We start from the raw sequence: 20,459 nt of genomic DNA on the forward strand, positions 1-20,459 counted from the left end.
GCGACGGTATACGGATCGGCCAACTTAGGGTCACCTACCTTTCCGGTACCGTGGGTTCGAATGCGATGAGAGGAACCAGCGCGTGGCCAAGAAGCTCAACACCATGACGGTGCAACGGACCGAACAACTCACCCCTCACATGGTGAGGGTGTATCTCGGCGGTCCCGGGTTCGAAGAGTTCACACCGGTGGACGACACCGACATGTACGTCAAGTTCCTGTTCCCGCCTGAGGGCGTCCGGTATCCCGAACCGTTCGACCTCGACCGGATCCGGGAGGAGTTCGAGCCAGGTCAACAACCGGTCCTGCGGACGTACACGGTGCGAAGGGTCGACACGGTGGCGCGCGAAGTGGCGATCGATTTCGTGGTGCACGGCACCGAAGGGCTCGCGGGGCCATGGGCGGCATCCACACAGCCAGGCGATGTGGTGCGGTTCTTGGGCCCTGGCAGTGGATACCGCCCCAGAACCGACGTCGACTGGCATCTGCTCGCTTCCGATGAAGCGGGATTGCCGGCGCTCGCCGCAGCCCTGGAATCGATGCCCGATGGCGCGGTCGTGAAGGCCTTCATCGAGGTCGCCGGGCCGGACGATCACGTCGACATCGCAGCCCCCGACACAGCGGAGATCACCTGGTTGCACCGGGGTGGCTCGTCGGATGAGGTGGGGGACGACAAAGCCGGCGCCAACGCTCCCATCGTCGCGGCCGTCAAACAGGCAGAGTGGCTGCCGGGCACGGTTCAGGTCTTCATCCACGGCGAAGCAGAGGCGGTCATGCACAATCTGCGCGCCTATGTCAGGAAAGAGCGCGGCGTCCCGGCATCGCACGCTTCCATCTCTGGGTATTGGCGCCGTGGACGGACAGAAGAAGGTTTCCGGCAATGGAAAGCCGAACTCAAAAAGAAGGAAGAGGCCACCGGCAGCGCAGTCTGACCCGTTGATGACCGCGCACGGGTGCGATCGGGACACAAAAGCTGCACGGTCGGGTGTGGCGTCTTGCAGTAGAGGTTCGAGATCGCTTGGCTGAGTCGGTGAGTGCCGCGATCATCGACGAGTACGAGAGCTATCTGCGCCTTGAATGTGGGCACAGCGACCACACCGTGCGCGCCTACCTCGGTGACATCCGGTCGCTGATCAGTTTCGCGGGTGCCCGTGGCATCGCTCCGACGGCAATCGATCTGGGTCTGCTGCGTGCCTGGCTCGCGGCACACAGCAAGGCGGGGGCAGCCCGCACCACCATCGCGCGCCAGGCATCATCGGCAAAACGCTTCACGGCCTGGGCAACCCGCGAGGGCATCCTGGCCGCAGATCCGGGCATCCGACTCCAGGCCCCCCGGGCTCATCGCACCCTTCCGGGGGTGTTGAGCGCGGAGCAGGCGGAAGCGGCCATGCAACCGGAGCGCGCCGACGATCCGCAGAACCCGTCCGACCCGGCTGACCCCATCGGCCAGCGGAACCGACTGATCGTCGAATTGTTGTACGCCACGGGCATTCGGGTGGGGGAGCTGTGCGGCCTGGATGTCGGGGACGTCGACACGGGACGCAACGTCGTCAGGGTCATCGGTAAGGGCAACAAGGAACGGACGGTGCCGTTCGGCGCCCCCGCAGCCGCCGCTTTGGACACGTGGCTGAGGTCAGGGCGGCCGGCGCTGGCGAAACCCAAGGCTGGCAACGCGTTGCTTGTCGGGACCAAGGGCGGACGACTCGATCAGCGGATGGCCCGCACGGTGGTCCACCAGATACTGCGGAGCCTGCCCGACACCCCTGACCTCGGCCCTCACGGATTGCGCCACAGTGCGGCGACCCATCTCCTCGAAGGAGGCGCCGACCTTCGCGTGGTGCAGGAACTGCTTGGCCACGCGAGCCTTGCGACAACGCAGCTGTACACCCACGTCAGTGTCGAACGTCTTCGTAAGGTCCACGATCAGGCACACCCCAGGGCTTGAGGGCCGCCGCCCGCCTCACGCGTCGCCTGGCTCTAGTGGCTTCAGGCGCACTCGCACAACGCCCAGCAAGGCCAGCGGATCGAGGTATGTCGCCGAAGCTCCGGCTCCGCGACGGGCGCCCCAATGCAGGCACGGACGAGCGCAGCCCTCATGGCCGGGCTCGAGCACACCGATCGGCGAGCCGCGGGCCACCGGCGTACCGGCGCGCACCGAGGACTTCACGGGTTCATACGTGGTCAACAACCCGTCCGGGTGCCGAATCGACACCACCGACTTTCCTGCGACGGGGCCCGCGAAGTGCACCACGCCGTCGCCTGCCGAATAGACGGTGGCGCCTGACGGCGCGGCAAGGTCGACACCGCGGTGGCCGGGCAGCCAGCGTTGCGTGGGCGGCTCGAAGGTGCGTAGCACTTGTGGGGTCGGAATCAGCGGCCAGGTGAACCCGCGCGAGGGGGCCGAGGCGGGCGCGGCGCGGGCTGTCGGCTGTGACTGCAGCGCGAGCAGCGGTACGGCGGCCACGATCACGCCCAACAGCGCTGCCGCGCGGCACAGTGCCCACCAGAAAGCCATGGATCCGAGCCTGCGGGATCTGTCAGCCGATCGCGCGATGACCTGCGAAGATGTGCACGAAAGATCTTTCTGTCCACAACGCTCGCCGAGGCCTTGACATCGGGCCCGCTTCGGTGCGGGTAGCGATTTCGTGTCGGGCCCCTACGCGCGTAGACTCATGTGGCGCTCTCGCTGCGGCGGGAGTGACTTCGCGCGTCTGCAGTCGGTCAGCGTCATGCCGGCCGAGACAGCGTGTGGGCAGTCCTCGTCAGTGATCGTTGTTCACCGCGGGTTCCACACGTGCCAGGCGCCAGGGCCGACGACCAACCGGGCGTCGGCATGAACTGCAATGAAAGTGAATTATGGCTGTCGTAACCATGAAGCAGCTGCTGGACAGCGGCGCTCATTTCGGGCATCAGACCCGTCGTTGGAATCCGAAGATGAAGCGATTCATCTTCACCGATCGCAACGGCATCTACATCATCGACCTGCAGCAGACGCTGACGTACATCGACAAGGCGTACGAGTTCGTCAAGGAGACGGTTGCCCACGGTGGCACCATCCTCTTTGTCGGAACCAAGAAGCAGGCTCAGGAATCCATCGCCTCCGAATCGCTGCGCGTGGGCATGCCCTACGTGAACCAGCGCTGGCTCGGCGGCATGCTCACCAACTTCTCCACCGTGCACAAGCGTCTCCAGCGCCTCAAGGAACTCGAGGCCATGGAACAGACCGGCGGTTTCGAAGGTCGCACCAAGAAGGAAATCCTCATGCTCACGCGTGAGATGACCAAGCTGGATCGCACCCTCGGTGGTATCCGGGACATGTCGAAGGTCCCTTCGGCCATCTGGGTTGTCGACACCAACAAGGAGCACCTCGCGGTCTCCGAGGCTCGCAAGCTGAACATCCCGGTGATCGCCATCCTCGACACGAACTGCGATCCGGATCTCGTCGACTACCCGATCCCGGGTAACGATGACGCCATCCGCAGCGCCGCACTCCTCACCCGCGTCGTCGCTTCGGCGGTTGCCGAGGGCCTCCAGGCTCGCGCCGGTCAGAGTGCCGACGCCGACGCCAAGCCCGAAGGTGGCGCCACCGAGCCGCTGGCCGAATGGGAGCAGGAATTGCTCACCCAGGCGACCACCCCGGCCGCAGGCACCGAGGAAGCTGCCCCGGCGCAGGCCGAAACCCCCGCGCAGGCCTGATCCCTCCGGCTTTCGCATCACCCCCGACACAATCGACAGGAGGCTCGCCCACCCATGGCGAATTACACCGCCGCTGACGTCAAGCGGCTCCGTGACCTCACCGGCGCGGGCATGCTCGACTGCAAGAACGCGCTGGCCAACAACGACGGCGATTTCGACAAGGCTGTCGAAGAACTGCGGATCAAAGGCGCCAAGGACGTCGGCAAGCGTGCCGAGCGGTCCACCGCCGAAGGTCTGATCGCCGCCAAAGACGGCGCGATGATCGAGATCAACTCCGAGACGGACTTCGTGGCCAAGAACGACGAGTTCCAGGCGCTGGCCGCTCGGGTTCTCGACGCCGCGGTCGCCGCCAAGACGTCGGACGTGGAGGCCCTCAAGGCCACCAGCGTCGGCGACAAGACGGTCGACGAGCTGATCCAGGAGCTCTCCGCCAAGATCGGCGAGAAGCTGGTCTTGAACCGGGTCTCGTATCACGAGGGCAATGTGGCGTCCTACCTGCACAAGCGGGCTTCGGATCTGCCGCCTGCCGTCGGCGTCCTGGTGGAGTACACCGGCGACACCCCCGAGGCTGCTGAAGCTGCTCGTGGAGCAGCAATGCAGGTTGCTGCGTTGCGGGCCAAGTACGCCTCGCGCGACGAGGTGCCCGAGGACGTGGTCGCTTCCGAGCGTCGCATCGCCGAGCAGACCGCTCGCGAGGAGGGCAAGCCCGAACAGGCACTGCCCAAGATCGTCGAAGGCCGGCTCAATGGATTCTTCAAGGACGTCGTGCTGGTCGACCAGCCGTCGGTCCAGGAATCCAAGAAGACGGTCAAGGCCGTCCTCGACGAGGCAGGGGCGCAGGTTGTGTCCTTCACTCGTTTCGAGGTCGGACAGGCCTGAGTTTTCATGAGAGAACCCCGTGCGAATCAATCGATTCGCCGGGGTTCTTTTGTGCTCGTTTAGGATTGGGCCGGACCCGGGACTTATCCCGGAACTGCCGGCACCAGCAGCCCGCCGCGCCCACAATCGCTCCATGGAGGAACGCCACATGACCGACGACGCCACGGCTCAACGCGCCGGGTTCAAACGGGTTGTCCTGAAGCTGGGCGGCGAGATGTTCGGCGGCGGCAAGGTCGGTCTCGACCCTGACGTCGTGTCCACCGTCGCCGACCAGATCGCCGAGGTGGTCGACACCGGCGTACAGGTGGCCGTGGTGATCGGCGGCGGAAACTTCTTCCGTGGCGCCGAACTTCAGCAGCGGGGCCTCGAGCGCGCGCGGTCCGACTACATGGGCATGCTCGGCACCGTTATGAATTGCCTTGCGCTACAAGACTTCCTGGAGAAGCGCGGCGTCGTCACCCGAGTGCAGACAGCCATCACGATGGGGCAGGTCGCCGAACCGTACATTCCGTTGCGTGCCCAGCGGCACCTGGAGAAGGGCCGTGTCGTCATCTTCGGCGCCGGCATGGGAATGCCGTACTTCTCCACTGACACCACCGCTGCCCAACGCGCCCTCGAGATCAAGGCCGAGGTTGTTCTGATGGCCAAGGGCGTCGAGGGGGTGTACTCCGCCGATCCCAGGATCGACCCGGATGCCACTCTGTACCGCGAGATCACGCACCGCGAGGTGCTCGAACAGGGCCTCAAGGTCGCCGACGCGACCGCATTCAGTCTCTGTATGGACAACCAGATGCCCATCCTGGTCTTCAACCTGCTCGAGCAGGGCAACATCGCCCGTGCGGTCGCAGGTGAGAAGATCGGAACACTGGTCAGCACCTGACCCGCGACTCGGCCCGCCCGTCGTCGCGGAAACGGGCCGGCCGCGGCATCACCACCACACGACAACGGAGGACACCATGATCGACGACGCGCTGCTCGACGCCGAGGAAAAAATGGAGAAGGCCGTCATCGTCGCCCGCGACGACATGGGTTCGGTCCGAACCGGTCGGGCGAACCCGGCGATGTTCAACCGCGTCACCATCGACTACTACGGTGCGCCCACCCCGATCACACAGGTGTCGTCCATCAACACCCCGGAGCCGCGCATGGTGGTGATCAAGCCGTACGAGCAGTCCTCACTGGGGCTGATCGAAACAGCTATCCGCAACTCCGATCTCGGCGTCAACCCGACCAACGACGGCAACATCATCCGGGTCGCCATTCCCCAGCTGACCGAGGAACGACGCCGTGAACTGGTCAAACAGGTCAAATCCAAGGGCGAGGACGCCAAGGTGTCCATCCGTAACGTGCGTCGCAAAGCGGTCGATGAACTCAAACGCATCCAGAAAGACGGCGAAGCCGGTGAGGATGAGGTGACCCGGGCAGAAAAGGACCTGGACAAGACCACCTCGACGTACGTCGCGCAGGTCGACGAATTGGTCAAACACAAGGAAAGCGAACTGCTCGAGGTCTAGTCATCCGATGACGACTACACGCAGTTCCAGGGGAGCAGGCAGACGGTGACCGACACAGATCGGCCGCAGGACACACCAGGACCGCAGCTTAAGGGCTCCACCTCGCGGGCCGGGCGGAACCTCCCGGCCGCAATCGGGGTCGGAGGCGCTCTGGGTGTGTCGCTGATCCTGATCCTCACCTTTGTCCCCGAGGTCTGGTTCCCGGTCGTGGCGGTGGCCATCGCGGTCGCCAGCTGGGAGGTCACCAAACGATTCCGAGATGCCGGTATCAAGGTCGCGCTGATCCCGATCCTCGTGGGAGGACAGGCGATCATCTGGGTGAGCTGGCCCTGGGGGATCACCGGGTCAGTGGTGGCCTTCGCCGCGACGGTCCTGGTCTCGATGATCTGGAAATTGCTCTCGCAAGGGTTGCAGGCGGCGCCTCAGAACTACCTTCAGGACCTCGCCGGCACCACACTGGTGCTCGCCTGGCTGCCGCTGATGGGCGCCTTCGGCGCCTCGATGGTGCTCGAAGAGCACGGTGCGGCGAGAGTCTTCACGCTGATGATCGTCGTCGCCTGTTCCGACATCGGCGGGTACATCGCGGGAGTCACCTTCGGCCGGCACGCCATGGTTCCCGCGATCAGCCCGAAGAAGTCGTGGGAGGGCATGGCCGGATCCATGCTGTTCGGCATCGTCGGCGCCGTCCTCACCGTCACCTACCTCGTCGACTCCCATTGGTGGATCGGACTGATCCTGGGGCCGGTGCTGGTTGTTTGCGCCACACTCGGTGATCTCGTGGAGTCACAGGTGAAGCGTGATCTCGGTATCAAGGACATGGGCACGCTGCTGCCAGGACACGGCGGGATCATGGACCGGCTCGACTCGGTGCTGCCGTCGGCCTTCGTGGTGTGGGCCGTGCTGGGCGCGCTGCTCTGATCGCGCACCGACCGCGGACTCAACCGCGGTCGGTGAAAGCCGGGTTCAGGGCCGGGCCTTTTTCACCGCCCGCCGAACCTGCAACATCCGAAGACTCCCGATGATCGCGGTGATGACGGCGCCGAGGATCGCCGCGACGAGCAGGCTCACGCCGAGCGGCAGGTTCACACTCCAGAAGAAGAGATCGACCTGCTGCTTGTCGAGGTTCTGCAAGATGAAGATCAGCAGCACGAGGGTCACCAGGACACCGATGATGAGCCCGACCCAGGCTGCTCGGGTGCGGGTGTGCTTCACGTCGTCGAGCGCTTTGCGTCGCTCTTCCTCGCGGTGGTCGGCGGCGGGGACATCGCTGCCGGTGTAGTCCGGGGGAGGCGCGCTGCCGGTGGTGGCCGGGTCGTACGCGGGTTCCTGCGGGTAACCCTCGGGCTGTTGGTAAGTCATGTGTTCCATGGTGCGTCAGCGCGCACCGAACGACAATGACGGTGATCGAATTGGCATCATCACCGGGCCGAATTGGCTTCTGTGGCCCCAGTCCGTCACCCTTGTGTTATGACAAGTCCGCTGCCGCTGGTGTTCGACGCGCCCAAACGGGGCAAGCCGCCGCAGCATCTGGCCGACCTCGACGCCGCCGGCCGGGTCGCGGCAGTGACAAAACTCGGCTTACCCAAGTTTCGGGCCGATCAGTTGGCCCGCCAGTACTACGCCCGCCTCAACGCCGACCCGGCCGAGATGACGGACCTCCCTGCGGCGATGCGTGAATCCGTCGGTCAGGCTCTGTTCCCGCAGCTGATGACGGTGGTTCGCCATATCGGCTGCGACGACAACACCACCCGCAAGACCCTGTGGCGACTACACGACGGCACGCTGCTCGAGTCGGTGTTGATGCGGTACTCCGATCGCACCACGCTGTGCATCTCGAGTCAGGCCGGCTGTGGCATGGCCTGCCCGTTCTGCGCGACCGGTCAGGGCGGCCTCGACCGCAATCTCTCGACCGCAGAGATCGTCGACCAGGTGCGGGCTGCCGCACGGTCGATGCGCGACGGGGAACTCGGTGACCCAGGGCGTCTCTCCAACGTCGTCTTCATGGGAATGGGCGAACCGCTCGCGAACTACAAGCGGGTCATCGACGCCGTCCGGCGAATAACCTCACCGGCTCCCGAAGGCCTCGGGATCTCGCAGCGGTCGGTCACGGTGTCGACCGTGGGTCTGGCGCCCGCCATCCGGCGGATGGCCGACGAAGGACTGACCGTGACCCTCGCGGTGTCACTGCACACTCCCGACGACGAACTGCGCGACACCCTGGTTCCGGTGAACAACCGGTGGTCGGTGCGCGAGGTACTCGACGCCGCCCGCTACTACGCGGACTCCACCGGTCGGCGGGTCTCGATCGAATACGCCCTCATCCGTGACATCAACGACCAGCCGTGGCGTGCCGACCTGCTCGGGGAGAAGCTGCGCAAGGCACTCGGACCCCTGGTGCACGTGAATCTGATCCCCCTCAACCCGACGCCGGGCTCGAAGTGGGACGCGAGCCCCAAGCCCGTTGAGCGCGAGTTCGTGAGACGCGTTATCGCACAGGGTGTTTCGTGTACCGTTCGCGACACCCGTGGTCAGGAGATCGCCGCGGCCTGCGGGCAACTCGCTGCCGAAGAGCGCTGAGGCACCTTCACCTGGGACGGCCCTCGGCTGATGCCACGCAACATGTGTGCGGCATTCGCATGACAAGTGGCCCGCCGTACATCGATCAGATGCTGTACTCGTCACACACGCCCGAACAGATGAGACGAGACCATGACTTCCCAGGCGCCCATGACCACGGATCAATTCGCCGACCACGTGTTCGGTGCTCTGCTCGGCGCCCAGCAGGTCCAGGCGCTGTACCTGGGTGACCGGCTCGGCTGGTACGAACTGCTCGCGAAGGAAGGCCCGCTGTCACCAACGGAATTGGCAGAGCGATCCGGGACAGCGGAACGCTATGCCCGCGAGTGGCTCGAGCATCAGGCGGTCTCGGGTTACGTGACCGCCGACATCGGCCCCGAGGTCACCCGATTCGCGCTGCCCGCAGAGTACTCCGAGGTTCTGGTGAACGGCGACAGCCTGTCATACCTCGCTCCGCTGGCACGATTGTCGGTCGCCACGGGGAGTCAGATGTCGGAACTGCTGCAGGCCTATCGCAGCGGCGGCGGTGTGTCGTGGCAGCAACTCGGCACTGATGCCCGCGAGGCGCAGTCGTACGCCAACCGGCCGATGTACATGGGACAGTTGACTTCTGAGTTCCTGCCGCAAATCCCTGATCTGCACGCGTTGTTGACCTCGGGTGCGCGGATCGCCGACCTGGGATGCGGTGAGGGATGGTCGTCGATCGCCCTCGCTGTGGGATATCCGAACGTCTCAGTCGACGGTTACGACATCGACACGGACTCCGTGGCCGCCGCGCAGCGGAACGCTGTCGAGTACGGCGTGTCGGACCGGGTCACGGTGACCGTGGCCGATGCACAGTCAGAACTGGATTCCGGCAGCCACGATGCGGTCTTCGCCTTCGAGTGCGTGCACGACCTCTCGGATCCGGTGTCGTTCCTCGCGACGATGCGTCGAATAGCGAAACCTGGCGCACCGATCATCGTGATGGATGAACGAACGGCTGATTCCTTCACCCCTGATGCCGGGCCGGTGGAACAATTGCTGTACGGATTCTCGATCGGGTGTTGCCTGCCCGACAGCATGTCCGGCGGGGACAGCGCCGCCACCGGAACTGTCATGCGAACGTCCACGCTTGATGCCTACGCCCGATCGGCAGGACTGGACGGGGCCTCCGTGCTCGACATCGAGCACGAGATCTTCCGGTTCTACCGGCTCCAGTGACGACAGTCGGGTGACGCCGCGGGACTACACCGGCCGCGGTCAACCACCCAGGAGCCGCACGATGCCGGTCTGACCGAGGTTGCGTGCATTGTCCAGGGCAGTTCGTCCCTGCGCGTCCCGGATATCGCGGTCCGCGCCCGCCGCGAGCAGGCGCGCCACGATGTCCTGGTACGGCGCCGAACCATCCCCGTAGACAACGGCTTCGAGAAGTGCGGTCCAGCCGGAGTGATTGATGTGGTCCAGCGGAACCCCGGCGTCGATCAGCAACTGCACGGTGGTCGGGTGCCCCTTCTCCGCTGCCGGAATCAGGGCGGTGCCCCCGAATCGGTTGAGCGACCGCACATCTGCGCCGTGGTCGAGGGAGAGGACGAGTATCTCGTCGAGGCCTTCGGCGCCCGCGTAGAGGTACGCGGAGTCGTCGAGATGATCCTTGGCATTGACATCGGCGCCGGCGAGGATCAGCCGTCGTGCGGTCTCGACGTCACCAGCCTTGGTGGCCGCGACCAAGGGCGTGCGTCCGTCGGCATCTCTCACCTCGAGTGCGGGATCAGGCATGGGTGTCGACGCCGGCGGTGCCGGCGGGCGCGTTGTGGAAATGACCGATGGACGGGTGGTCGACGGCTCGGTGCTGTCGGCGCGAGGGGGCTCGGACGTGGCGGTGCACGCAGCGCAAAGAAGGATCAGGCATCCCGCTGTGGCGGACAGCGCCCGTCGCAGGCGGGACGGCAAGGACGCGACGGCGCCTACTTCTTGATCGCCCATTTTCTGCGGCTGAGGATCTCGCCGCGGATCAAGATGAAGGCGAGGAGCAGGGCGAAGCCGAGCAGGAAGAGGTCTTCGACGTGACCTTCGTGGTTTCCGATCATCATGACCAGCAGCGCCACGATCGAGACCCATCCGGCGATCTTGAAAGTCTTGAGACCTTCGCCGTGCCAGCCGAATCGGGCCGACGGCGCATCCGCGGGCTCGCGCTTGTACTCGACCTCAGTGCTGGCCACGGCTACTCCTGATGGTTGGGACCGACGATTCTTCCGCGTCAGCATATCGTGGGCGGTCGGTCCTCGGCCGACGTGGGGTTGGTCGCGTCGCGCCCTTCCCGGCGCTGTCTCCGCTGCGGCTTCGGTTACCCGGTGCCAGAATGAACGCCGTGCCGCCGGAAAATCATGTAAGCGCCGACTATCCGCGTGATCTGGTCGGATACGGCCGCACCCCACCGCATCCGCAGTGGCCAGGTGAGGCCAACATCGCCGTGCAATTCGTCCTCAATTATGAGGAGGGTTCGGAGAACAACGTCCTCGAAGGCGACCGTGGGAGTGAAACGTTCCTGTCGGAAATGGTTGGCGCCGAATCATTTCCCAACCGGCACATGAGCATGGAGTCGTTGTACGAGTACGGTTCGCGGGCCGGCCTGTGGCGGCTACTCCGCGTTTTCGACCGCCGCGAACTGCCTCTGACCATTTTCGCCGTCGCACAAGCCATGGCGCGCAATCCCGAGGCCGTCGCTGCTTTTGTCGAACGGGGCGACGAGATCGCTTCACACGGCTTGCGCTGGCTCAGCTATCAATTGGTCGACCCCGACATCGAACGTGCCCACATGGCCGAAGCCGTCGAGATCCTCACGGAACTGACCGGGACCGCGCCGCTCGGCTGGTACACCGGCCGGGATTCGCCCAACACCCGTCGGCTGGTCGTCGAGCACGGCGGCTTCCTGTACGACTCCGACAGTTATGCCGATGACCTGCCGTACTGGGACAAGGTGACCGTTCCGGGTCGGGGCCCCGGTAACCCAGACCGCACCGTTGATCATCTAGTTGTCCCGTACACCCTCGACACCAACGACATGAAGTTCTCCTCACCCGCGGGCTTCCCCTCGGGCGACCAGTTCTTCGCCCACCTGCGCGATGCGTTCGACGTTCTCTACGCCGAAGGTGAGGCCGGGACCCCGAAGATGTTGTCGATCGGGTTGCACTGCCGGTTGGCGGGACGTCCCGCTCGCACGGCAGCCCTGGAGCGCTTTCTCGACCACGTGCAGTCACATGACAAGGTGTGGATCGCCCGCCGGGTCGACATCGCTCGCCACTGGGCCGAGCGACATCCGGCACCGGGCACCGGCGGGTGACAGGTCGCCGCTGGGCCGAGGTGGTCGGCGCGGGTAGTACGGGATCGATCACACTGGGTGGGTGACCACACGCGTTCTCATCCTCGGTAGCACCGGATCGATCGGTACCCAGGCGCTGGAGGTGATCTCAGCCAACCGTGACCGATTCGCGGTGGCCGGCCTCGGCGCCGGTGGCGGCAACGTCGAGCTGCTCGCGAAGCAGATCAGTCAGTGGCAGCTCCCCGGCTCGGCGGTCGCCGTCGCCGATCCCGATGCTGCCGCGCGCGTCGAGTCCGTCACCGGGACGACCGGCGTCCTGTCGGGGCCGGGTGCCATGAGCGACCTGATCGAGGCGACCGGCGCAGACGTGGTACTCAACGCTGTGGTCGGATCACTCGGCCTGCGGCCCACGCTGACGGCGCTGCGATCCGGTGCCCGGTTGGCGCTGGCCAACAAGGAGTCGCTCGTCGCCGGGGGAGCGTTGGTGCTGGCCGCGGCCGGGCCGGATCAGATCGTGCCTGTCGACAGCGAACACTCGGCCATCGCGCAATGCCTACGGGCCGGTACGGCTGCCGAGGTCGACCGGCTGGTGCTCACCGCGTCCGGCGGGCCGTTCTTCGGCTGGGACGCCGCAGCCCTGGAGGACGTGACCCCAGAGCAGGCCGGTAAGCATCCGACCTGGTCGATGGGACCGATGATCACCCTCAACTCGGCGACCCTGGTGAACAAGGCGCTGGAGGTGATCGAGGCCCATCTGCTATTCGGGGTTCCATACGAACGCATCGACGTGACGGTTCACCGCCAGTCGATCGTGCATTCCATGGTCACGTTCATCGACGGCGCCACGGTCGCCAAGGCGTCGCCTCCGTCGATGAAGCTGCCGATCGCCCTCGCGCTGGGCTGGCCGGACCGCATCGCTGGGGCGTCGACGCCGTGCGACTTCTCATCCGCCGCGACGTGGACCTTCGAACCGGTCGACAACGAGGTGTTCCCGGCCATCGATCTCGCCCGTCACGCCGGAACGCGTGGGGGATCGCTGACGGCGGTGTTCAACGCCGCCAATGAAGCAGCTGCCGACGGGTTCTTTGCAGGTGCCATCACCTTCCCCCGGATAGTCGGGATCATCGAGGAGGTGCTTGCAGCTGCGGATCAGTGGACCGGGGACCCAGGTACGGTGGATGACGTCCTGGCGGCCGATGCCTGGGCGCGTGAACGCGCTCGTGTGCTCGTCGCCGGTGTGCACCGTTAGCAGGTTCTCAGAAGGGTAAGAAGCGGCCGATGATGTTTGCTCTGGGCGTGGTGCTCTTTGCACTCGGGTTGCTGGCGTCGATCGCCTGGCACGAGTGCGGTCACATGTGGGCTGCACAGCGCACCGGAATGTATGTGCGGCGCTACTTCGTCGGTTTCGGCCCGACCCTCTGGTCGACGCGACGAGGCGAGACCGAGTACGGGATCAAGGCGATACCCCTCGGCGGCTTCTGCGACATCGCGGGCATGACCACCCACGATGAACTCGCACCCAAGGACGAACCCCGTGCGATGTACCGCCAGAAGTCGTGGAAGCGGGTTGTGGTGCTGCTCGCCGGTCCGGTGCAGAACCTGATCCTGGGGTTCGTGTTGATCGTGATCATGGGGCTTGCCTGGGGACTGCCCAACCTCTCCGGATCGATTCCCGCGAAGGTGGGCGCAATTTCATGCGTCGGGCCCACCATCACTGATGGCGAGATGGCGCCGTGCACCGGCGATGGTCCCGCGGCGGAGGCGGGCCTGCGGCCTGGTGACACAGTCATCTCAGCGAATGGCCAGCGAATCACCGATACAGCGGAGCTGAGCAAGGTTTTGCGCGCGGGCACAGCCCCGGTCGCCCTGACGGTTGAGCGTGAGGGTGAGCAGCTCGATCTGACTGTGATACCGCAGCAGGTCACCGCCACCGCGGTTGACGACAAGGGCGTGACCACCACCGAGACAGTCGGCATGGTCGGCATCTCCTACGATCTCGACGCCGGAACCGAACATCCCTCGGCGTTGGGCGCAGTCCCGGCAGCGGCGGGGTTCACCGGCGACCTGATGGTGGAGACCTGGCACTCTCTGTTGTCTTTGCCCTCGAAGATCGGGGCGTTGTGGACGTCGGTTACCGGCGGTGAGCGCGCCGCCGATACGCCGGTGAGCGTTTATGGCGCGTCGGTGATCGGTGGCGGGGCCGCCGAAGCGGGCGTTTGGTCCTTCTTCATTTTTCTGTTGGCCAGCATCAATTTCTTCCTGGCACTCTTCAATTTGGTTCCGCTACTACCCTTGGATGGTGGACACATCGCCATCGTCGTTTATGAGAAGGTGCGCGACTGGATGCGACGGCTACGTGGTCTCGGCGCCGGCGCGCCCGTCGACTACCTGAAATTGATGCCGGCGACGTACGTGGTCCTCGCGATCATGGGCGGATACATGGCACTGACGCTGACCGCTGACATCATCAATCCGATCAAGGTGTTCTAGACCATCCGAAAACAGTTACAGATCAGGAAGTGACCCCGATGAGTGCAGATGCAACCGCGATCGGTCTGGGAATGCCCGCCGCACCGCCGCCGGTTCTCGCACCGCGCCGCAAGACGCGGCAGCTACAGGTGGGCACGGTCCCCGTCGGCAGCGACCATCCCGTGTCGGTGCAGTCGATGACCACCACCAAGACCCACGACATCAACGCGACTCTGCAGCAGATCGCCGAACTGACCGCGTCGGGATGTGACATCGTCCGGGTGGCGTGCCCGCGTCCCGAAGACGCCGAGGCGCTGCCGGCCATCGCCAGGAAGTCGCAGATCCCGGTGATCGCCGACATCCACTTCCAGCCCAAATACATCTTCGCCGCGATCGACGCCGGGTGTGCTGCCGTCCGGGTCAACCCAGGCAACATCAAGGAGTTCGACGGCCGGGTCAAGGAGGTTGCGAAGGCTGCCGGTGATGCCGGGATCCCGATCCGTATCGGCGTCAACGCCGGATCGCTCGACCCGCGGCTGCTCCAGAAGTACGGCAAGGCGACGCCGGAGGCGCTGGTGGAATCAGCGCTGTGGGAGGCGAGTCTCTTCGAAGAGCACGGCTTCGGTGACATCAAGATATCGGTCAAGCACAACGACCCGGTGATCATGGTGGAGGCCTACCGCCAGCTGGCCGCTGCCTGCGACTACCCCCTCCATCTCGGTGTCACCGAGGCTGGACCGGCTTTCCAGGGCACGATCAAGTCGGCCGTGGCGTTCGGCGCCCTGCTCGCCGAAGGGATCGGGGACACGATCCGGGTGTCGCTGTCGGCGCCGCCGGTCGAGGAGATCAAGGTCGGCAACCAGATCCTGCAATCGCTCAACCTGCGCCCTCGTAAGCTCGAGATCGTCTCCTGCCCGTCGTGTGGCCGCGCGCAGGTTGACGTGTACAAGCTCGCCGACGAGGTGAGTGCCGGACTCGAGGGTATGGAGATCCCACTGCGGGTGGCCGTCATGGGCTGCGTGGTGAACGGTCCGGGAGAAGCGCGCGAGGCGGATCTCGGCGTCGCCTCCGGAAACGGTCGCGGCCAGATCTTCGTCAAGGGTGAGGTCATCAAGACCGTTCCCGAAGCTCAGATCGTGGAAACACTCATCGAAGAAGCGATGCGAATCGCCGAAGCGGCAGGCGAATCCGGTGACGCGGCAGGGGCCGGCGCACCGATTGTCACGGTGAGCTGACTTGGCACCGAGCGGGCTGGCAGAATGGCGACGTACGCTCTCGTACGCCCGTTACTAACCTGGGAGCCGCGGTGCTGAAGCTGTTGGGTGACCGTCCGCTCGGCGAGCGGGACTTCGACGCGGTCAGCCAGGCTCTCGCCCTCGATCCGGTGTCGTCATGCATGGTTGCGGCTCGGGTGGAAGACCACGGCATCAATCCGCGAGCGCTGGGCGGGGAGCTGTGGAGCAACGGACAGCCGGTCGACTCGCTGTGTTTCTCCGGGGCCAATCTCGTTCCGCTGCTCGGTACCGCTGACGATGTGCGCACCTTCGCCGAGCGGGCCATCCGTAATCCGCGGGCCTGTTCGTCGATCGTCGGGCCGGCCGAGCTCGTGATGCCCTTCTGGGAACACACCCGTGAACACTGGGGTCCCGCCCGCGAAATCCGTTGCAGCCAGCCCTTGTTGGCTCTTGGTACTGAGCCTGCCATCCGTGCGGACCCCTTCGTGCGACGGGTGCGACTGGATGAGATCGACGCATACCTACCCGCCGCGGTCGAGATGTTCGTGGGAGAGGTGGGGATCGACCCCTGCGCGGGAGACGGTGGACGGTCCTACCGCCGCCGTATCGCAGGCCTGATCAACGCAGGTCGTGCATACGCGAAGTTCGAACGCGGCGAAGTCGTCTTCAAGGCCGAGGTCGGTGCGATGTCGCGGCGGGTCGGACAGATCCAAGGTGTGTGGGTTGCCCCGCACCGTCGGGGCACTGGCCTCGGTTCTGCGGGTACCGCGGCCGTTGTCGAAGCCATCGTGGCTGCCGGTCGTACCGCCAGCCTGTACGTCAACTCGTTCAACACGCCTGCGCGCGAGGCATACCGGAGAGTCGGCATGCACGAGGTGGGTACGTTCGCGACCGTGTTGGTGGACTGATTGACCGCAATCGGGTGGGATCGCTCCTGCTTCGCCTGCGTGGCAACCGGGTTGCAGTGCCGCGCGCAAATACGATGACCGGTGATGATCCGATCAATTCACCTGTGGCCCGTTCGACTCCTCGGGATCGCCCTCGTGGTGGTCATCGGGGTCGCGTCGGCAGGTTGTGCCGGTGATGACAACGGACCGGGCGCTGCAGCGCAACGATTCCTGAATGCTTTCGCCGATCACGACGGCAGTCGCGCCGGAGCCCTGACCGATGATCCCGTGTCGGCGACGTCTGCGATCGACGCGACCTGGAAGGGCCTGTCCGCCACCGAGATGTCGGCCGACACAGGGCAGGTGAAGGTCACCGGGGACACGGCCACGGTCGCAACCGACTACACGTGGGAACTGCCGGGCGGGCGCACCTGGGAGTACCGGGCCACCGTGCAGATGTCCCGCAGTGACGCGGGCTGGCAGGTTCGCTGGGTGCCGTCGAACGTTCATCCGAAACTCGGTGGGAACCAGACGATGCAGCTGCGGACGCTCGAGGCCCAGCGTGCGGCGGTCCGCGAGAGCGACGGCACCAACGTGCTGGTACCGGGCACTGTGTACGACGTCCGGTTCGATGCCGCGGTGGCCGCGGATTCCGGCGCGGTCGTGTCCACCGCGACGGCACTGGCGACTGTTTTAGGTCGGTTTGCTCCGATGTCCGCGCAGGCCATCGCCGAGCAGGCGACTGGACTGGGTGGCGAGTACTCGGTGATCACGCTCGGTCAGCGTGACTTTGACCAGGTCCGTGACCAGCTCGCAGGTCTGCCCGGGGTGTCGACGGTCGACCAGGCGGATCTCGTCCCCTCTGATCCGAAGTTCGCCCCGGCGCTGCTCACCCAGGTGAAGAAAGAAGTGTCCAAGGATCTCGAGGGCAAGGCCGGCTGGCGCGTGGTGTCGGTCAACCCGAACGGACTCGATGCCGATGTGCTGGCCGAGACCGCCCCTGCCCCGGCTCCGTCGGTGCAGATCAGCTTGTCCCGCGAAGTGCAGGAAGCGGCGCAGCGCGCGGTGGACCAACGCACAGATTTCCAGGTGGCCATGGTCGCCATCCAGCCGTCCACCGGGCGCATTCTTGCGATCGCCCAGAACGATCTGGCCGACCGAGACGGCCAGATCGCGACCATCGGCCTCTATCCGCCCGGCTCGACCTTCAAGGTGGTCACCTCCGCAGCTGCGATCAGCACCGGGCTGGCCCAGCCATCGACCATGGTCGGGTGCCCCAGTGAGGTCACCATCGGCGAACGCAGCGTCCCGAACTACAACGGTTTCGGACTCGGCACGGTCCCGATGCAAACCGCTTTCGCCCGGTCGTGCAACACCACCTTCGCCAAACTGGCGAGCGAGATGGGCCCCTCCGATCTGACGCGGACCGCCGCATCTCTCGGTATCGGTCCCGAGTATCACGTGGTCGGCCTGCCGACGGAGAGCGGGTCGGTCCCGATCGCACCCGAACTGGTGCAGCGCACGGAAGACGGGTTCGGCCAGGGCAAGGTGCTGACCAGCCCGTTCGGCCTGGCGATGGTGGCGGCCACGGTGGCACGCGGGTCGACACCTGTCCCGTCGCTGATCGTCGGTCGGGACACCACCATTTCAGGGCCTCACCCGGACATGGACCCGGCCGTGGTCACGAAGTTGCGCCCGATGATGCGCGAGGTGATCTCGTCCGGCACCGCGTTGCGCATGCAGGATCTCGGTGAGGTGTTCGGCAAGACCGGTGAAGCCGAGGTCGCGGCGGGTTCGCACGCCTGGTTCGCCGGCTACCGCGGTGACCTGGCCTGGGCGACGTTGGTGGTGCTCGGCGGCAGCTCGGACAACGCGGTGGCCGTCACGCACGAGTTCCTGGCGGCACTGCAGCCGCGCTGACGGGCTCGAGCTGGTCGGGGGCGGTAGTGAGCTTTGTAAAAGACATCCTGCCAATATTTTTTGCCGATTCCGGCACGGGGTGGAACCAAAACTGAGAAGCTCTCGTCAGATTCTTAATCGGATCGGCGGGGCACTGGAGGGGGGTACCCCGCCGATCCGTTTGTGGGATCCGAGATGGTTCGATCTGGGGCAGTTCTGTCCGGGACCACGAGGAACTGGCCGGTGTCCGGGTGGATCCATGTCAGCACCGGATGTTCGTAGACGTCGCTGAGCAGCTCGGCCGTCATCACCTCGCGTGTCGGCCCGGCGGCCACCATCGTGCCGCCCTTCATCACCAGCGCCCGGTCAGCATATGCCGCCGCAAGTGACAGATCGTGCACCACGATCAGGACCGCGCCGCCGTCATCGCGCCGTTCGCTCAGTATCGTCAGCAAACGTTCCTGGTGATGGATGTCCAAGGCCGCGGTCGGTTCGTCGAGCATCAAGATCGGTGTCTGCTGAGCCAGTGCGCGAGCCAACGCAACCCGGGCCTGCTGCCCACCGGACAGTTGGCTGAATGGCCGATGACGCACCTGCAGCAGGTCGCATTGCGTCAGGGCCGCTTCCACCACTGCCGCGGACTGTGCCGCCCGTTCGGTCCTGGACCACGGAAAACGGCCCATCTCCACCACTTCGTGCACCAGGAATGGGTTGTCTTCCCGGTGCGACTGCGTCACCAGGGCTCGCCGTCGCGCCAGCTCGACGGGGGACAGTGACCCGAGGTCAGCCCCCGCAACGGTGACCGACCCTGCGGCAAGGGGACGCAGACCCGCCAGGCCCGACAGCAGTGTCGACTTCCCGCAGCCGTTCGGGCCCACCAGCGCAACGATCTCGGCCGTGCCGAGTTCGAGGTTCACATCGGTCACGATGGGGCGGCCTCCGATGGCGACGTGCACGTCGCGTGCGACGAGAGCTTGCCCGGGCGTCGACTCCGTCACCAGCCGACTCCGGTGTGACGGCTGCGACGCAGCAGGAGGAAGAACACAGGGCCACCGATCAGGGACGTGAGCATCCCCAGCGGAAGGTCGGCGCCGGTCATCAGTGTCCGGGCGCCCAGATCAGCGGCGCACACGACGATCGCCCCGCCGATGACGCTTGCGGGAAGCAGGATCACGTGCCGCGGCCCGACGACCAACCGCATCAGGTGGGGGACAACCAATCCGACGAACATGACGATGCCGGTGAAAGCGACGGCAGCAGCGGTGAGCACCGCGACCAGCAGGATGGCAATGCGCCGAACCGTCTCCACCCTGACGCCCAGGGCGGCAGCCTGAATCTCGCCCAGCGACAACAGGTCCAGCCGTCGGACCAGCAGCAGGCTCACGGCGATGGCCGCAGTCGCCACCGGCAGCACCACCCACACCGGACTCCAACCGACACCTTGGAGCGACCCCAGCTGCCAGAAGACGATCTGTTCGCGGTCGTTGGTGTCCGCGAGGAAGGTCAGGAAGGCAATGATGCCCGAGGCGAACGCGTTGACGGCAATGCCGATGAGTATCAACATGATCGGCGACGACGATCCATCTCGCATCGACAGGGTGTAGACCACGGCCACCGTGATCAGTGCGCTGATGAAGGCGGCGCCGGCCAGCCCCCACACACTCGCCCAGATCCCGCCCGACACGATGGCCAGGCAGGCGCCGACCGCGGCCCCGGCCGACACCCCGATGACACCGGGCTCGGCGAGTGGGTTGGCCAGGACGCCCTGGAGCAGACAGCCTGCGCAAGCGAGTGTCGCCCCGACGAGCAGACCCATCACGATGCGGGGAAACCGTACGGTCCACAAGGTTTCTTCCCCATTGGGGGAGCTCGGCATCGGCCCGATGTCCAGGCCCAGGTGATGCATCACCGAGCCGAACACCTCGGCAGGCGGGATGTACACCTGGCCACTGGCAGCCGACCACCCGACCAAGACGACAAGCACCGCCAGCATGAGGGCGATC

General features: G+C 65.5%; 22 protein-coding genes. 16 read left to right on the plus strand and 6 right to left on the minus strand.

The features are described 5' to 3' along the window. The first annotated feature begins 82 nt into the window (after positions 1–82). Both CSW57_RS22890 and CSW57_RS22895 read left to right on the plus strand, forming a co-directional pair. Positions 83–931: a siderophore-interacting protein gene (locus CSW57_RS22890; protein ID WP_099384920.1), complete on the plus strand. Its 849-nt coding sequence runs from the start codon at positions 83–85 to the stop codon at positions 929–931. Positions 932–1,017: 86 nt separating this feature from the next. Next, positions 1,018–1,944, plus strand: a complete 927-nt coding sequence (locus CSW57_RS22895; RefSeq protein WP_223249448.1) for a tyrosine recombinase XerC — start codon at positions 1,018–1,020, stop codon at positions 1,942–1,944. 15 nt (positions 1,945–1,959) lie between these two features. Here the strand turns inward: CSW57_RS22895 and CSW57_RS22900 are convergent, their stop codons facing one another. Next, a complete protein-coding gene (locus CSW57_RS22900; RefSeq protein ID WP_099384921.1) occupies positions 1,960–2,514 on the minus strand; it encodes a M23 family metallopeptidase in 555 nt (184 codons plus the stop codon). A 341-nt stretch (positions 2,515–2,855) separates the two neighbouring features. On the opposite strand from CSW57_RS22900, the gene rpsB reads away from it, so the two are divergent. The 5 genes from rpsB (at position 2,856) to CSW57_RS22925 (ending at position 7,006) form a co-directional block, all read left to right on the plus strand. Continuing rightward, complete coding sequence (gene rpsB / locus CSW57_RS22905) at positions 2,856–3,695, plus strand: 30S ribosomal protein S2 (protein WP_030163598.1); 840 nt, start codon at positions 2,856–2,858, stop codon at positions 3,693–3,695. A 54-nt stretch (positions 3,696–3,749) separates the two neighbouring features. Continuing rightward, positions 3,750–4,574: a translation elongation factor Ts gene (tsf, locus tag CSW57_RS22910; RefSeq protein WP_099384922.1), complete on the plus strand. Its 825-nt coding sequence runs from the start codon at positions 3,750–3,752 to the stop codon at positions 4,572–4,574. A 133-nt stretch (positions 4,575–4,707) separates the two neighbouring features. Further along, entirely contained in the window at positions 4,708–5,454 is a 747-nt protein-coding gene (pyrH, locus tag CSW57_RS22915; RefSeq protein ID WP_232232762.1) for a UMP kinase, read from the plus strand. A gap of 76 nt (positions 5,455–5,530) precedes the next feature. Continuing rightward, positions 5,531–6,088: a ribosome recycling factor gene (gene frr, locus CSW57_RS22920; protein WP_023963949.1), complete on the plus strand. Its 558-nt coding sequence runs from the start codon at positions 5,531–5,533 to the stop codon at positions 6,086–6,088. Positions 6,089–6,133: 45 nt separating this feature from the next. Then, entirely contained in the window at positions 6,134–7,006 is an 873-nt protein-coding gene (locus tag CSW57_RS22925) for a phosphatidate cytidylyltransferase (RefSeq protein WP_099384923.1), read from the plus strand. Positions 7,007–7,051: 45 nt separating this feature from the next. On the opposite strand, the gene CSW57_RS22930 is transcribed toward CSW57_RS22925, so the two are convergent. Continuing rightward, positions 7,052–7,447 (minus strand): LapA family protein, encoded by a 396-nt coding sequence (locus CSW57_RS22930; RefSeq protein ID WP_223249449.1) that lies wholly within the window; start codon positions 7,445–7,447, stop codon positions 7,052–7,054. Positions 7,448–7,555: 108 nt separating this feature from the next. Between CSW57_RS22930 and rlmN the strand changes: the two genes are divergently transcribed. Together rlmN and CSW57_RS22940 are read left to right on the plus strand one after the other, a co-directional pair. Then, on the plus strand, positions 7,556–8,665 hold the full coding sequence (rlmN, locus tag CSW57_RS22935; protein ID WP_099384924.1) for a 23S rRNA (adenine(2503)-C(2))-methyltransferase RlmN: 1,110 nt from the start codon (positions 7,556–7,558) through the stop codon (positions 8,663–8,665). Positions 8,666–8,815: 150 nt separating this feature from the next. Further along, complete coding sequence (locus CSW57_RS22940; protein ID WP_223249450.1) at positions 8,816–9,868, plus strand: class I SAM-dependent methyltransferase; 1,053 nt, start codon at positions 8,816–8,818, stop codon at positions 9,866–9,868. A gap of 39 nt (positions 9,869–9,907) precedes the next feature. Here CSW57_RS22940 and CSW57_RS22945 read toward each other — a convergent pair whose 3' ends face one another. Beyond that, positions 9,908–10,423: an ankyrin repeat domain-containing protein gene (locus CSW57_RS22945; RefSeq protein ID WP_223249451.1), complete on the minus strand. Its 516-nt coding sequence runs from the start codon at positions 10,421–10,423 to the stop codon at positions 9,908–9,910. Between CSW57_RS22945 and CSW57_RS24745 the strand changes: the two genes are divergently transcribed. Further along, complete coding sequence (locus tag CSW57_RS24745; RefSeq protein WP_223249452.1) at positions 10,422–10,622, plus strand: hypothetical protein; 201 nt, start codon at positions 10,422–10,424, stop codon at positions 10,620–10,622. The two genes, CSW57_RS22945 and CSW57_RS24745, sit on opposite strands and share 2 nt — an antisense overlap. Here CSW57_RS24745 and CSW57_RS22950 read toward each other — a convergent pair. After that, positions 10,612–10,866, minus strand: coding sequence for a DUF2631 domain-containing protein (locus CSW57_RS22950; RefSeq protein WP_023963937.1), 255 nt, complete (start codon positions 10,864–10,866; stop codon positions 10,612–10,614). The genes CSW57_RS24745 and CSW57_RS22950 overlap by 11 nt on opposite strands. Positions 10,867–11,006: 140 nt before the next feature. Between CSW57_RS22950 and puuE the strand changes: the two genes are divergently transcribed. The 6 genes from puuE to CSW57_RS22980 all read left to right on the plus strand — a co-directional run bounded on the left by puuE (position 11,007) and on the right by CSW57_RS22980 (position 18,477). Then, positions 11,007–11,987 (plus strand): allantoinase PuuE, encoded by a 981-nt coding sequence (puuE, locus tag CSW57_RS22955; RefSeq protein ID WP_099384928.1) that lies wholly within the window; start codon positions 11,007–11,009, stop codon positions 11,985–11,987. Between the two features lie 61 nt (positions 11,988–12,048). Further along, on the plus strand, positions 12,049–13,215 hold the full coding sequence (gene dxr, locus CSW57_RS22960; RefSeq protein ID WP_099384929.1) for a 1-deoxy-D-xylulose-5-phosphate reductoisomerase: 1,167 nt from the start codon (positions 12,049–12,051) through the stop codon (positions 13,213–13,215). Between the two features lie 29 nt (positions 13,216–13,244). Further along, complete coding sequence (locus CSW57_RS22965; protein ID WP_099384930.1) at positions 13,245–14,456, plus strand: M50 family metallopeptidase; 1,212 nt, start codon at positions 13,245–13,247, stop codon at positions 14,454–14,456. Between the two features lie 38 nt (positions 14,457–14,494). Further along, complete coding sequence (gene ispG, locus CSW57_RS22970; protein ID WP_023963929.1) at positions 14,495–15,670, plus strand: flavodoxin-dependent (E)-4-hydroxy-3-methylbut-2-enyl-diphosphate synthase; 1,176 nt, start codon at positions 14,495–14,497, stop codon at positions 15,668–15,670. A 71-nt stretch (positions 15,671–15,741) separates the two neighbouring features. Further along, the gene (locus CSW57_RS22975) at positions 15,742–16,578 is read left to right on the plus strand and encodes a GNAT family N-acetyltransferase (RefSeq protein ID WP_023963927.1); all 837 of its coding nucleotides are present in this window, start codon (positions 15,742–15,744) and stop codon (positions 16,576–16,578) included. Between the two features lie 84 nt (positions 16,579–16,662). After that, complete coding sequence (locus CSW57_RS22980; RefSeq protein ID WP_099384931.1) at positions 16,663–18,477, plus strand: penicillin-binding transpeptidase domain-containing protein; 1,815 nt, start codon at positions 16,663–16,665, stop codon at positions 18,475–18,477. Positions 18,478–18,590: 113 nt separating this feature from the next. Here the strand turns inward: CSW57_RS22980 and CSW57_RS22985 are convergent, their stop codons facing one another. Next, positions 18,591–19,454 carry a heme ABC transporter ATP-binding protein gene (locus CSW57_RS22985; protein WP_099384932.1) on the minus strand — a complete coding sequence of 288 codons (864 nt, stop codon included), beginning with the start codon at positions 19,452–19,454 and terminating at the stop codon, positions 18,591–18,593. Continuing rightward, positions 19,451–20,449: a FecCD family ABC transporter permease gene (locus CSW57_RS22990; RefSeq protein WP_099385055.1), complete on the minus strand. Its 999-nt coding sequence runs from the start codon at positions 20,447–20,449 to the stop codon at positions 19,451–19,453. Before CSW57_RS22990 ends, CSW57_RS22985 begins: the two co-directional genes overlap by 4 nt. Between the last annotated feature and the right edge of the window lie 10 nt (positions 20,450–20,459).

Origin of the sequence: Williamsia muralis (assembly GCF_002735905.1) — a bacterium.
In the GTDB taxonomy this organism is placed as follows: Bacteria; Actinomycetota; Actinomycetes; order Mycobacteriales; family Mycobacteriaceae; genus Williamsia; species Williamsia muralis_A.